Source organism: Streptomyces sp. NPDC104367 (genome assembly GCF_055583825.1).
Genome location: NZ_JBVJND010000015.1, coordinates 1 through 13,447, shown reverse-complemented (window position 1 = coordinate 13,447; position 13,447 = coordinate 1). Strand labels below are relative to the sequence as shown.

9 protein-coding genes and 2 pseudogenes are annotated in these 13,447 nt (G+C 72.7%); 6 read left to right on the top strand and 5 right to left on the bottom strand.

Going from position 1 to position 13,447, the window contains the following annotated elements; all coding sequences use genetic code 11:
* Positions 1-95 precede the first annotated feature (95 nt).
* Entirely contained in the window at positions 96-1,586 is a 1,491-nt protein-coding gene (locus ACZ619_RS22875) for a GMC family oxidoreductase (protein ID WP_469601787.1), read from the top strand.
* A gap of 45 nt (positions 1,587-1,631) precedes the next feature.
* Positions 1,632-2,576, top strand: a complete 945-nt coding sequence (locus tag ACZ619_RS22870; RefSeq protein ID WP_469601784.1) for an aldo/keto reductase — start codon at positions 1,632-1,634, stop codon at positions 2,574-2,576.
* Positions 2,577-2,596: 20 nt separating this feature from the next.
* Here the strand turns inward: ACZ619_RS22870 and ACZ619_RS22865 are convergent, their stop codons facing one another.
* Positions 2,597-4,063: a WGR domain-containing protein gene (locus ACZ619_RS22865; RefSeq protein ID WP_469601781.1), complete on the bottom strand. Its 1,467-nt coding sequence runs from the start codon at positions 4,061-4,063 to the stop codon at positions 2,597-2,599.
* Between the two features lie 394 nt (positions 4,064-4,457).
* Here ACZ619_RS22865 and ACZ619_RS22860 point away from each other — a divergent pair, with 394 nt between their 5' ends.
* The 4 genes and pseudogenes from ACZ619_RS22860 (at position 4,458) to ACZ619_RS22845 (ending at position 8,996) form a co-directional block, all read left to right on the top strand.
* Positions 4,458-6,794, top strand: a complete 2,337-nt coding sequence (locus ACZ619_RS22860; protein WP_469601778.1) for an Orn/Lys/Arg family decarboxylase — start codon at positions 4,458-4,460, stop codon at positions 6,792-6,794.
* A gap of 348 nt (positions 6,795-7,142) precedes the next feature.
* Positions 7,143-8,405: an esterase/lipase family protein gene (locus ACZ619_RS22855; RefSeq protein ID WP_469601775.1), complete on the top strand. Its 1,263-nt coding sequence runs from the start codon at positions 7,143-7,145 to the stop codon at positions 8,403-8,405.
* Positions 8,406-8,587: 182 nt separating this feature from the next.
* Positions 8,588-8,781: pseudogene (locus ACZ619_RS22850) on the top strand (cold shock domain-containing protein).
* The gene (locus tag ACZ619_RS22845; protein ID WP_469601772.1) at positions 8,778-8,996 is read left to right on the top strand and encodes a hypothetical protein; all 219 of its coding nucleotides are present in this window, start codon (positions 8,778-8,780) and stop codon (positions 8,994-8,996) included. The pseudogene ACZ619_RS22850 and the gene ACZ619_RS22845 overlap by 4 nt, the downstream one beginning before the upstream one ends.
* 27 nt (positions 8,997-9,023) lie before the next feature.
* On the opposite strand, the gene crcB is transcribed toward ACZ619_RS22845, so the two are convergent.
* The 4 genes and pseudogenes from crcB to ACZ619_RS22825 all read right to left on the bottom strand — a co-directional run bounded on the left by crcB (position 9,024) and on the right by ACZ619_RS22825 (position 12,447).
* Positions 9,024-9,398: a fluoride efflux transporter CrcB gene (gene crcB, locus ACZ619_RS22840; RefSeq protein WP_469601770.1), complete on the bottom strand. Its 375-nt coding sequence runs from the start codon at positions 9,396-9,398 to the stop codon at positions 9,024-9,026.
* 86 nt (positions 9,399-9,484) lie between these two features.
* A pseudogene (locus ACZ619_RS22835) lies at positions 9,485-9,961 on the bottom strand (fluoride efflux transporter FluC); the annotation flags it as partial.
* Positions 9,962-10,162: 201 nt separating this feature from the next.
* Complete coding sequence (locus tag ACZ619_RS22830; RefSeq protein ID WP_469601767.1) at positions 10,163-11,506, bottom strand: endonuclease domain-containing protein; 1,344 nt, start codon at positions 11,504-11,506, stop codon at positions 10,163-10,165.
* A 206-nt stretch (positions 11,507-11,712) separates the two neighbouring features.
* Complete coding sequence (locus ACZ619_RS22825) at positions 11,713-12,447, bottom strand: polysaccharide lyase family 7 protein (protein WP_469602282.1); 735 nt, start codon at positions 12,445-12,447, stop codon at positions 11,713-11,715.
* Positions 12,448-13,447 lie beyond the last annotated feature (1,000 nt).

Below are 13,447 nucleotides of genomic sequence, written 5' to 3'. Positions count from 1 at the left end.
GCACGCACACCCGCTTCCCGGCCCGCCGCCGCGCCCCCCCTTCCGGCCTCCTGCCCGCCGCGGCCCGGGCGCGCCGACACCACAACGGAGTGACGATGACAAGATCCCCCTTCCCGTCCGGCCACGACGTCGTCGTCCTCGGCGGCGGGGTGGCCGGGTGCGTCCTGGCGGCCCGCCTCAGCGAGGACCCCGACCGGTCGGTGTGCCTGGTGGAGGCGGGACCCGACTACGGCCCGGCGCAGGCCGAGTGGCCGCCGCGGCTGCGCGACGCCCGCTCCCTCCCGCGTGACGACGTGTGGGAGCGGCACACCGCGTTCTACCGGATCAGGGCCCGGGTCCTCGGCGGCTCCTCGTGCGTCAACGGCGCCTGGAACACCTGGGGTTCGCTCGCCGACCACGCCGAGTGGACGCGCGCGGGCGGCGAGCGGTGGTCGGCCGGGGCCCTGGAGCCGTACCGGCGCAGGGCGGTGGAGCGGATGGGCCTGCGCACGGGGCCGGACGAGGAGCTCTCCGCCTGGGCCTCGGCCGCGCTCACGGCGGCGGGCGAACTCGGCTACCCCGAGGTGGACATGGGCACCCCCGGGCCACCCGGCTACGGACGCCCCCTGCTCAACGCGGTGGACGGGCTGCGCGTCAACGCCGCCTTCGCCTACCTGGACCCGGCCGTCCGGGCGCGGCCCAACCTGACGATCCTCGACCGCGCCCTGGTGGACCGGCTGGTCGTGCGCGACGGCCGGGTCCACGGCGCGCAGGTCGTGCGCGACGGCGGCCGGACGACGCTGACGGCCGGCACCTACGTACTGGCCTCCGGCACCTACGGCTCCCCCGCCGTGCTCCTGCGCAGCGGCCTCGGACCGGCCGCCCACCTGGAGGAGACCGGCGTCCGGTGCGAGGCGGATCTGCCGGGCGTGGGCGCCAACCTGTCGGACCAGCCCGGTGTGTTCGTGCCCCTGTCCCCCACACCCGGGCTGGACGCGGCCCTCGCCGCGAAGGAGGCGGACGGCCGGCTGTACGTCAGCCGGATGCTGATCCGGACGGCCAGCGAGTACTGCCAGGACGGGGCGTGGGACCTGCACCTGCTCCCCACGGCGGGCCCGCCGCTGTTCGGCAGCCTCCCGCCGGGCCGGTACGAGGCCGGGATATCCGCCTTCCTGATGAAGCCGGTCTCCCGCGGACATGTCCGGCTGCGCTCGGCCGATCCGCTCGAACCCCCGGAGATCGACCCCGCGTTCCTGACGGACCCGGACGGCCGCGACACGGCGGTGCTGCGGTCGGGTCTGCGCAAGGTCGCCGAACTGGCCGCGGCGCTGCGGCCGCTGGCGGCTCCCGCGGAGCCGGTGGCGGCCCACACGCTGTCCGACGCGGACCTCCGCGCCCGGGTGGGCACCTACTGGCACCCGGTCGGCACCTGCGCCCTGGGCCCGGCGGACGACCCCGACGCGGTGGTCGGCCCGGACGGAACGGTCCACGGCGTGGCGAACCTGCGGATCGCCGACGCCTCCGTGCTGCCGACGGTCCCCGCCGCCAACACCCAGCTGCCGGTCCTGGCCGTCGCCGAGATGCTCGCCGACGCCCTGCGCGCCTGACCCCGCCTCCCCCGCCCCCACCACCTCTGCCCACGGAGACCCGCCATGGCAGCACAGCCCGACATACGCGCGCACCGGCTGGTGTACGGCTGCATGGGGCTGGGCGGCGGCTGGGACAGCCGGCCGTACACGTCCGAGCACATCCAGCACGCCGAGACCGCGATCGAGACCGCGCTGGCCGCCGGGATCAGGGCGTTCGACCACGCCGACATCTACCAGGGCGGCAAGTCGGAGGCCGTCTTCGGCGAGGTGCTCGCCCGGACCCCGGGGCTGCGGGAGCGCATCGTCCTGCAGACCAAGTGCGGTATCCGGCTGCCCGACGGCGAGCGGCCCGGCCACTACGACCTGCGGGGAGCGAGCATCCTGCGGCGGGTCGAGGAGAGTCTGGTCCGGTTGCGCACGGACGCGCTGGACGTCCTCCTGCTGCACCGGCCGGACCCGCTCGCCGACCCCGAGGAGATCGCCGAGGCCCTGGCGGCCCTGCGTTCCCAGGGGCTGGTCCGGCAGTTCGGCGTCTCCAACATGAGCGGCCCGCACCTGGCGTTCCTCCAGGCCCACCTCGGCGTCCCGCTGGTCGTCGACCAGTTGGAGATGAGCCTGGCCCGGCGGGACTGGGTGGAGGCGGGCGTGCTGTTCAACACGGGCGCCGGCACGCGGAACGGCTTCGGGGCCGGCACGCTGGAGTACTGCGCGACCGAGGGCATCCGGCTCCAGGCCTGGGGTCCGCTGGCCCGGGGCCGGCTGACCGCCGACCCCGACGCTCCGGTGAGCCGGCTGGTCGCGGACCTGGCCCGGCGGAAGGAGACCACCCCGGAGACCGTCCTCCTGTGGTGGCTTCAGCGCCATCCGGCGGGCATCGCCCCGGTCGTCGGCACGACCAGCCCGCAGCGCATCACCGCCTGCCGGGACGCGGTCCTGCGCGAACCGGACCTCACCCACGAGGAGTGGTACGCGCTGTGGACCGCCGCGCGCGGGACGCCCCTCCCCTGACCGGCCGGGTGTCCCGCCCGTCACACCAGACGTCTGATCTCACCGCGCACCCGGTAGAAGCCACCGGTGGAGGAGTGCAGCGCGTCCACCACGTAGCGGGCGCCGGCCTGGCGGATGGCGCGCGGGAACTGGACGTTCCAGCCCGGCTGGTAGCCGTCGGAGACCACCCGCACGCGCACTCGGCCGCCCTGCTCGAAGCACTCCACGACAACCCCGCTCCCGGGCGCGGGCACCGCGCTGACGGTGGCGACGGAGGCGGCGGTGGTCAGCGGCGCGTACGTCGGCAGTGCGGCAGCCAGCTTGATGTCCTCGGCGACGGGGACGCTGCCCGACTGCGCCGCGTTGATCGCGGCCTCGCTCGCGTCGATGCAGGCGAGCGAGCCGTCCGTGGAGACGATGTACAGCCGTTCGTCGTGGTACTGCATGGAGAGCGCCGAGCCGCCGCCCGTGCCGAGCTTCCACAGCCGGGTGCCGTCGGCGGTGAAGCAGTAGACGGAGGAGGCGGAGTCGCCGGCGAAGACGTACCGGCCGCCGGGCGACGTGGCGCACGAGTACACCGCGGCGTCGCAGTGGTAGGAGGCCTCGACGGCGCCGGAGGACTTGGCGAGCCGCTGGACGACCCGCCGGCCCGTCCCGGCGTAGACCGCGTCCGCCTCCTGCCATCCGAAGAGCACGTTGCCGCTGGTCACGGTGTGCCAGAGCTGGCCGCTGCCGTCGGCCGCGTAGGCCGTCACACCGCCGCTGTGCCCGTGGTACACCGCGTGCTCGTCGGCGCGCACCATCCACCCGTGCTCTCCGGAGGAGTTGCGCGACCACTGGAACTCGTCCTCGTGGTCGATCACCGTCAGACCGCCGTTGCGATCGGAGACGTTGAGCACGCCCGCGTGGATGTCCAGCCAGAAGATGTCCACCTCGGCCGCGATCTCGTAGGCGGCGAACGGCACCTTCGCCGAGAGGTCGTACACCCGGCCGTCGTCACAGCCCGCGTAGATCCAGAAGTCGTCGGCGACCAGGCACTTCACGCCGTCGGGCAGGGAGTAGTGGGCCAGCACCTCGCCGTCGTGGCTCAGGTTGTAGACATGGCCGTCCTGGTTGCCGACCCAGCAGCGGTCCTCGTCGACATGGATGCCGAACGCCGAGGCGCCGGTGCGGAACCGCCACAGGACCGGGGCGGTCGCGCGCGCCGTGGACGGGGCGGACGTGACCTGGCGCCGCGTCACGGGCCGGGCCGCGCGCCGGCCCTGCACGGCGGGCGCGTACCCCTTGCGGACCTTCTCGGCTATCTTCTTCGCCGCCGCGGCCTCCGCCTTCTCGACGGTCGTGAAGGCGGAGGTCTGGCGCTGCCCGTCCACGCCGATCCGTCCGTAGCGCACGGACACGGCGAGCCCCTCGACGGTCACCTCGTAGAACTTGTGGGCACCCCCGCCTTCCTGGGACAGCTCCAGATACGTCGTGCTCCCCGACTGTCGTGCCTGCGCAGCGGACACAGCACACCCCTCCCCAAAGGCCCGGTCAGCCGGTTCGGCCGATCTCCAGTGACTCCCAAGCTAATGGTCACCACTGACAACGGCGGGGTGCCCCGTCAGCGCAGGCAGGGATCGCTGCCGTGCCCCAGGGCGAGGACGTCCTCGTCCCTGAGCCCGCCGGGGATTTTCCCGCCCGCCGACGGCCGCCGGAGCGGGCGGAGGCGGAACCGGCCGTGCCCGGGTCCGCGGACGACCTCGTGCGGGTGAACCCGCCCGCGAAGGCCGCGGCCGTCCTCGGCGTCCCGGCCAGACTGGGCACGTCCCGCACATACCGGTTCGACCGGATGTCGGGCGGTTCCGGTGTCCCGGCCTGGCGGGGGCACTCCTGGGCGCTGGAAGGCGGGCGGATCGATCCATGGCGAGCGGCACGGTGCTCCTGGCACTGCACGAGGACCCTCTCGGCGGCGGGGTCAGCGCGGAGCACCTACGGCGGATCGGCAAGGAACTGGCGGACCGGGGGCTGGAGTTGCGGCAGGCCGCCGACGCCCGTGACGCACGGGCCGTGCTCCAGACGGAGGCGGGCATCGCGGCCGCCGTGGTCGCCTGGGACCTCCCCTCCCCCACGACCCCCACGACCCCCACGGGCGGGGCCGAGGTCCTGGACCGGATCCGGCGCCGCTTCAAGGACCTGCCCGTGTTCCTGCTGATGACCGAGAACTCCGACCACGACCTCGAACGCCTCCCGCTGTGGGTGTCGGAGACCGTCGTCGGCTACATCTGGCCGCTGGAGGACACCCCCGCCTTCATCGCGGGCCGCGTCGCGTCCGCCGCCCGCGCCTATCTCAAGGACGTGCTGCCGCCGTTCTTCCGCGCCCTGAGCCGGTTCGAGGACGCCCACGAGTACTCCTGGCACACCCCCGCCCACTCCGGAGGCGTGGCCTTCCTCAAGTCGCCGGCCGGACGGGCGTTCTTCGACTACTACGGCGAGCGCCTCTTCCGTACCGACCTGTCGATCTCCGTCGGCGAGCTCGGCTCCCTCTACGAGCACAGCGGGCCGATCGGCGACGCCGAACGCAACGCGGCCCGGGTGTTCGGCGCGGACCGCACCTACTTCGTCCTGCACGGCGACTCCACCTGCAACCGGATGGTGGGCCACTACAGCGTCACCGCCGACGAGATCGCCCTGGTCGACCGCAACTGCCACAAGTCCGTCCTGCACGGCCTCGTCCTGTCCGGGGCCCGTCCCGTCTACCTCGTACCCACCCGCAACGGCTACGGCCTGGCGGGCCCTCTCCCGCCCGGTGTCACCGCCCCGGACGCGGTCAGCGCGCGTGTCGCCGAGAACCCGCTCACCACCGGCGCCGTCTCACCGCGGGCGCAGTACGCGGTCGTCACCAACTCCACCTACGACGGCCTGTGCTACGACACCGTGGCCACCGCCCGCGCCCTCGCGCCGAGCACGCCACGGCTGCACTTCGACGAGGCCTGGTTCGCGTACGCCCGCTTCCATCCCCTCTACCGGGGCCGCTACGGCATGGCCGTGGGCCCGGACACCCTGGCGGACGGCGACCGGCCGACGGTGTTCGCCACCCACTCCACGCACAAGCTCCTCGCCGCGCTCTCCCAGTGCGCCATGGTGCACGTCCGGCCGGCGCCCCGGGCACCCGTGGAACACGACCGCTTCAACGAGGCGTTCATGATGCACGGCACCACCTCCGCGTTCTACCCCGGCATCGCCTCCCTCGACGTGGCGACCGCGATGATGGACGGACCGCAGGGCAGGTGGCTGATCGACGAGGCCGTCACCGAGGCGATCCGCTTCCGGCAGGCCGTCGTCCGCACGGGCCGCCGCATCACCGCCGCGGGAGACCGGCCGGACTGGTTCTTCGGCGTGTGGCAGCCCCCGGAGGTCACCGACCCCGCCACCGGCACGCGGATCGCGTTCGCCGACGCCCCCGCCGCGCTGCTGGCCACCGAGCCGTCCTGCTGGCACCTCGAACCGGGGGCGCCCTGGCACGGTTTCGACGGTCTCACCGACGGCTACTGCCTCCTCGACCCCGTCAAGGTCACCCTCACCTGCCCCGGTGTCACCGCGACCGGCGAGACCCGGCCGTGGGGCATCCCGGCCCGTGTCCTGACGGAGTACCTCGCCGCCCGCGGCATCGTCGTCGAGAAGACCGACAGCTACACCGCCCTCGTCCTGTTCTCCATGGGCATCACCAAGGGCAAGTGGGGCACCCTGATGGACGCCCTCATGGACTTCAAGGCCCTGTACGACGGCGACGCGCCCCTCGACCGCGTCCTGAGCGCCCTCACCGAACGGCATCCCGCCCGCTACCGGAACACCACCCTGCGCGAGCTGTGCGCGCAGATGCACCGGCACCTCACCCGCGGCGCCTTCGTCGCCGCCCTCGACGAGGCCTTCCGCCACCTGCCCACGCCGGTCCACCCGCCCCGCCACTGCTACCAGCAGCTCGTCCGCGGGGGCACGGAGCGCGTCCGTCTGGCCGAGGCCGCCGGCCGGACCGCGGCCGCCATGGTGACCGTCACCCCGCCCGGCATCCCCGTCCTCATGCCCGGCGAGTCCCTCGGCGCCCCCGACGGCCCGCTGCTGCGCTACCTCACCGCCCTGGAGTCCTTCGACCGCGCCTTCCCCGGCTTCGGCAGCGAGGCCCACGGCGTGACCACCGACCCCGACACGGGCGACTACCTGGTCGAATGCCTCCGCACACCGCACGAGGAAGCCCCGTAGCCACAGCCCCGTCCGCCTTCCGCGCCCGCGGCGGCGATTCCCCGCGTTCAGCACCGTCGCCACCGGCCACGCTCGCGGCAGGATGACGGCCACTCGGCTCATCGTCCGGGAGACGTCGGGCCCCGGTACCGCGCACGGTGCGGGCCCGCCGGCGTCCGGGCGGGGCGGCACAGTGGCACTCAGGCGGCTGTCAAGCAGCAGGCACGACCGGACACGACCGAACATTCGCGCTAAGTAGCGATTCGACTACCTTCTGCAACCATGATTCCGGGCGGTCGTGATCGCACGAGACGACGTGACGGGACCGCCGATCGACGAACCCACCACCACGCAAGGAGTCAGCCGATCATGCCTACCCCCGTCGTTGACATCTGGGGCCCTGTCTCCCCCGAACCCCGCGCCGCGATCGCCTCCGCACCGGAGCCGCACGAGGAGTGGTCCCTCGCCGGCGGAACCGCCTGGGTCTACTACAGCCCGCTGAACCGCCGGCAGCTCGTCCGGCCCGTCATCCTCTCCGACGGCTTCTCCAGCGGGACCAGCGACCTCGACCTGCTCTGGCACGGCCTGGAGGAGAACGGCGACTTCCGCTTCATCTCCGAACTCCACGCCACCGGCCGGGACGTGATCATCCTCGGCTACACCGACCGGACGGCGTCCATCACGGACAACGCCGACACCGCCATCGACTGCATCCGCCGCGCCCTCAGCGAGCGGGTGGGCCGCGCGAAACTGGTCGTGGGCGGCTTCAGCATGGGCGGCATCGTCACCCGCTACGCGCTGGCCAAGATGGAGCAGGACCCCTCCCTCCCCGACCACGAGACGTCCCTCCACCTCTCCTACGACTCCCCCCACCACGGCGCCTGGCTCCCCGTCTCCCTCCAGGGGTTCGTCCACTTCGCGGCGGACAACTGGAGCGAGCACCCCGTCGTGGGCGAATCCCTCCGCCTCTTCTCCGGCCTGCTCAACAGCCCCGCCGCGAAGCAGATGGCGCGCTGGTACATCGCGAAGACCGACGACACCCCGGCGCCCGCCCCGGAGCGGGTGGCGTTCCTCAGGGAACTCGACCAGCTCGGCGGATGGCCGCGCGCCGTCCGCAGGATCGCCGTCGCCAACGGCGTGGACACCGGCACCGGCAACGGCGTCCACGCCGACGTGACCGCGGTCAGGGGCGACGGCCTGACGCTGAAGGACACCTGGCTCAAGACCCAGGCACAGGGCGACCAGGTCGTCGCCCGCCTGCAGAAGGCCAACGGCCAGCCGGTCGAGGTCCGCACCAGCGGGCTGCCCGAGATCGACGGCGCGCCCGGCGGCCTGTTCACGCTGCCGCTGCCGGACGGCAGCGACCCGGGCAGCTTCGGCCTGGCCGGCCTCCTCATGGCGTTCCTCGGCAACACCGTGGACAAGGACGTCATCCGCACGTCCTGCTTCATCCCCAGCATCAGTGCCGTCGCCGCGGGAGACATCGACGACCAGACGGCGCTCTACAAGCCGATCGCTCCGGACAGCAGCGAACTCGACGCCTTCCTCTGCGCCAGCCGCAACGAACCGCACACCACCATGACCGAGGAACTCGGCGCCTGGATCGTGAACGAGATCGTCGCCACCGGCTGACACCCCTCACCGGGGCGGGCGGGCCGCACCCGCACGAGCCCGCCCGCCCCGGGCCCCGCACCCCATGGGCCGGGCCGGCGTCGCCGAGGGCGGCGCGCGGGGTGGGGGCGTCGGCGATACCGTGGAGTCGGCAGTCGTTTTCTGGCGGTGTACCCGCTGCGTACGCAGCGGGCTTCGGCTTCATCGAACGGACGACGGCAGCACCGACGTCTTCGTCCACTTCTCGGCGATCGAGGCAGGACCGGGCTCGTACCGCTCCCTGGAGGAGAACCGGAAGGCGGAGTACAGCGTCACCCAGGGCCCGGAGCACCCGCAGGCCGAGACCGTGAGGCCGATCCGCGCATCCCGTAACCAATGGGCTGGGAGGACGCGATGACCCACCGGCACACCCTGAGCGTGCTCGACTGGCACGACGACGGGTCCTCCACCTCGTCCGTCTGGGTGGTCAGCGCCGATGAGCGCGCATGCGTCAGGGACCTGCTGGGCCGCGGCCCGGACATGGAGGGCGTCGTCACACCGGAACAGGCGGACGAGGCAAGGACCATCACCGAGTCCTGGCTGACCTGCGACAACGAGGATTTCCCCACCTGAGCGCGAGCGTGCCGGACACCGGCAGCCTCACGCCCACAGCGCCTGCGCGAGGGACACGCCGACGAACGCGGCCCCGAGGCCGGCCACCACGCTCGCGACCACGTTGGCCACGGCGAGGAACCGCGCCCCGTCCTCGGCCAGCCGGAGCGTCTCGTAGGAGAACGTCGAGTACGTCGTGAGCGCACCGCACAGGCCCGTGCCGAGCAACAGCTGCGCCCGCGCCGTGGCGGCCCCTGCCGACACGGCCCCCGACAGCAGCCCCAGGATCAGGCAGCCGACCACGTTCACGGTGAACGTGCCCCATGGGAACACCGTGTCGTGCCGCTTCTGCACCGCTCGGTCGGTCAGGTAGCGCAACGGTGCCCCGACCAGGGCACCGCAGATCACGAGCAGCCAGTTCACGCCCTCACCCCGTCCTCGGTGTCCCCGACCACGATCGCCACCGGCAGGGCGCCGGCACTGTCAGACCTGCCACCGCCGCCTCCCCGCCGTCTCCCCGTCGTCAGGCCGCGCGTCGCCGCCGCCGCGACCCACACCGCCGCCAGCGCCACGCACGGCGTCGCGGCCAGGTACCCGAGCCCGGTCCGGGGATGGCCGCCGTCCACGAGCTTCTGGATGTCCACCGCGTACGTCGAGAACGTCGTGAAACCTCCGAGAACCCCGGTCCCGAAGAACGGCCGCACCAGCCGGTGCGCCACCCACACGTCCGTGATCAGCACCATGAACACGCCGATCACCGCGCATCCCACCGCGTTGACCCACAGCGTCGTCCACGGGAAGACGCCCGCCGCCGGCCACACCAGTGACGCCCCGTACCGGACCGACGCCCCGACCGCTCCGCCGAGCGCGACGACCGCCACGACCGGTCTCCGGGGCCGCCAGGACGGCCGCCGCTGAGCGGGCACGCGCGGATCGACATCGGGATCCGTGGGATCGTCGGTCGTACGGGATCGCGGGGCCGTCATGGAAACACGTCTCCTACTCGCCGGGGCCCGCGCACGCGGGCACACACCTTCGCAAGTAGGGACTGTTGGCGGCGTCCTTGCCGCGGTTCGGTCACGGCGAGCCCCACCGCCGCGCTGCGACGACAGACCGCAGCCGTCGACAAGGATAGCCCCGCCCCGCATCACCCCGCGCCCGAGGCCCGGCTCCGGTCCCGGGCCCGCTCAGAACAGTTCCAGGTCCTCGCCGCCGGTGTCCGCGACGACCGGCCGGGACCGGGCGGGCAGGCCGTCCAGGCGGTCGGGGCCGGCCGCGGCGGCCACCGCGGGGGCCGTCTCGGCCAGCCAGGCGCGAAACCGCTCGGCGGCTTCGCGGTAGGGCACCCGCGCCAGGACGCGGTGCTCCCCGACGGGGCAGAAGTCGACGGCGACCGTGAACAGGCAGGTGCGGGGCGTGTTCTGACTGCCCGTCCACGACACCCGCAGGGAACCGCAGGGCCTGCGGCCACCGGCGGCGGGGTGGGTCGGACGCAGCGGTCGGCAGGCTGTGTGGGCGGTCCAGGCGGCGAGGTGCGGCAGGGGAAGAGTGGTGCGTGCGCGGCAGCCGGAACAGCGGTGCCAGTGGCGGAGCCAGTCTTCGGTGCCGGTGCCGAAGAGGCGTGTGTAGCGGTTCGCGACGCGGATGTCGTTGCTGTACAGGTGGTCGGGGCGTTCCTGGGTGTTGCAGGACTGGCAGACGGGGGCGCGGACGTAGCCGTGTTCGTGGCAGTGGTCGAGCACGGTGGCCGGTGCGGTACGGCAGACGGCGCACGCCCACCCGGCCACCCTGCGGGAGGTACCCGGCTTCCGGCTGAGCACCGAGTACAACTGGCCCTCCAGCTCCCTGCCGTACGGACGCGGTGGGACTGCCGGGCTGTCGGGGCCCGTCGGCTGCCGACCGTCGGCGTCCGAAGCCGGGCGGGTGGGGGCGGGCCGTTCGATGACGGCCGCGCCTGCCGGTCGGGACCGCTCGGCCCGGACCCACCGCGCCTCGGCGTGCTCGGCCGCGTCCAGCAGCCTGACCACGGTACGCGGCAGCCACCACGTGCGCTCCGCCCCGTCCCGGGTCCGCTCCACGAGCAGCCGCCGCCAGTCGATCCCCGCCAGATGGTCCGGCCGGCCGGCCTCACGTCGTGCCGTCAGCCCGGGGCCACCCGGCTCCCGCGCCTCCCCCGCGATGCGCCGGCGCCAACGCAGCGACGCTCCCTCCCCGCGCTCCTGCCTGGGCACCCCGCGAAACGGACCGACACGAACCAGGTCCTGCCGGTCCATCCCCACCGCGTTCAGTTCCGCGGCCGCCCGGCGCACCTCGGCCTCCCGCACCCGCCACTCGCCGCCGCGCACCCCCACCGTCCCCACCGCACACCCGCCGAGCAGGACATACCCCGCCTCGGGGTGGGCGGGAGGGCGAGTGAGGGCCCCCGAAGCCGTCGGCACGGCACCGGCGGCCGTCGCGTCGGCCCACAGAGCATCCGCGCCCGCCAAGGTGATCAGCCCGTCCGACCGACCGGACACCACACGCTCCGACATACCGACAGGCTAACCGTCTCCGTCCCGGCCCCCGGCAGACCGGGAACTCACCGACGAACTCCACCCACGTCGGGCCGTGGGACCCGGCGCTCGCCGACGAACTCCACCCACGTCGGGCCGTGGGACCCGGCGCTCGCCGGCGGCGGGCCCGCGCGGGGGTGTGAATGGGTCAGTGGTGGATCAGTGGTGGGTGTCAGTTGTGGGTGTCAGTTGTGGGTCACGTCCAGGGCGTAGAACGCCACCCTGGCGCCCTTGGTGGTGCTGTTCGAGGCCGACTGGTTGTAGGCGCCGGCCTTGAAGTACTGCTGGTAGGACTTGAAGGAGTCGGCGATCGGATAGTGCGTGGTGCTGCCGTTCACGGTGAGGTCGATGGTGTCGCCGCCGGAGACGCCGATCGTGTAGCTCCACTTCTCGCCGACCGGGACGTTGCCCACGTCGTGCAGGGTCTGGCCGCCCGCGGGCGAGTTCTCGGTGCCCAGGACGATGTCGCCGTTGGAGCGGTAGTACAGCTCCAGCAACGGCTTCGTGGAGCCGCCGCCCTCACCGAGGTGGATCTGGCCGACGCACACGTTGGACGTCACCGACTCCACGCGCAGGGTGGCGCTCATGCGGTGCGTGCCCGACAGCGACCAGTTGGCGCTGCCGCCGCCCTGCCCCATCTCCCGCAACTCGGAGCGCGGGTACCTGGAGTTGGGCGTGGTGACGCCCGCCTCGGGCGACCAGAAGGTCAGGGCACCGTCCGTGCCGGTGTACAAGTAGTCGTCCTCGTAGCCGTTCTGGAGCTGGGAGGCGCTGATCGTGGTCGGGGACCCGGAGGAGCCGACCGGTTCCTGGAGCTGCCAGATCGACAGGTCGATACCGCTACGGCCGCTGCCGCCGCCCCCGGTCTCCGGCCTCGCCGTGCTCGCGGAGGGCGACGGGGTGGCACCGCCGGTCGTCAGGCCCGTGACCGGTTCGGTGACGGTAGGCGTGCCGGGTGTGGTGGTGGTTGTTTTGTTGAAGGTGGTGAGGAAGTCGTGGGGTTGTTGTGGGGTGCCGGAGCAGGTGTCGGAGAGTTGTCCGGTGGTGGTGCAGGGGGTGTCGCGGCCGAGGGCCCAGTAGGCGAGTTGTTGGATGCCTTTGTGGGTGGCGAAGTCGGTGAGGCGGGTGGCGTCGTGGAGGGTGAAGGTTTCGTCGGGGGTGTCGTTGACGCCGATCATGGGGGTGTTGCCTTGTCTGGTCCAGAGTTGTTGGTCGGTGAGGGAGGGCCAGATGGTGGCGAGTTGGGTGTGCAGGGCGGTGGCGGCGTCGATGGCGGCTTGGCCCATGTCGTGGGTGTGGGTGCCGTAGTCCATGGTCATGATGTTGACGAGGGAGATGCGGAGGCCGGTTTGTTCGGCGTTGTGGAGGAGGGTGAGGCTGTCGGTCTGGAGGCCGTTCGTGCCGGAGGGGAGGGTGTATTGGATGTCGAGGTGGCCGCCGGTGTTCTCGATGTCTTTCTGGAGGTTGGCGAGGGCTTGGTTGCGGCGGGTGTTGGCGGTGGTGTCGGTGAGGGTGGTGCCTTCGATGTCGAAGTCGAGGCGGGTGAGGCCGTAGGTGTCGATGACGTTGCGGTACTGGGTTTCGAGTGTGCTGGTGGTGGTGCAGGCGCGGGCGAGTTCGGTGCCGGCGGCGCCGCCGAAGGAGGCGATGACGTCGCCGCCGTCGGCGCGTAGTGCGTGGATGGCCTGGAGCCAGTTCTGGTCGGTGAGGGGCTGGTTGCCGTTGAGGGTGGCGGTGCAGTTGCCGCCGTCCAGGACGAAGGCGAGGGTTGCGTAGCGCAGGCCGGCTTCGTGTGCCTGGGTGAGGACGGTCGGGGGGTTCCAGGTCTCGATGTAGGGGGCTGCGTAGCGGGCGGGGAAGGTCGAGCCGGGGGTTGTGGTTGCGGGGGTTTCTTCGCCGCTGCCGCTGCCGCTGCCGCTG

Coding starts and splice junctions, on each gene's coding strand:
- ACZ619_RS22845 (WP_469601772.1), top strand. CDS start 8,778: ATGACCCACCGGCACACCCTGAGCGTGCTCGACTGGCACGACGACGGG.
- ACZ619_RS22830 (WP_469601767.1), bottom strand. CDS start 11,506: ATGTCGGAGCGTGTGGTGTCCGGTCGGTCGGACGGGCTGATCACCTTG.
- ACZ619_RS22870 (WP_469601784.1), top strand. CDS start 1,632: ATGGCAGCACAGCCCGACATACGCGCGCACCGGCTGGTGTACGGCTGC.
- ACZ619_RS22855 (WP_469601775.1), top strand. CDS start 7,143: ATGCCTACCCCCGTCGTTGACATCTGGGGCCCTGTCTCCCCCGAACCC.
- ACZ619_RS22875 (WP_469601787.1), top strand. CDS start 96: ATGACAAGATCCCCCTTCCCGTCCGGCCACGACGTCGTCGTCCTCGGC.
- ACZ619_RS22860 (WP_469601778.1), top strand. CDS start 4,458: ATGGCGAGCGGCACGGTGCTCCTGGCACTGCACGAGGACCCTCTCGGC.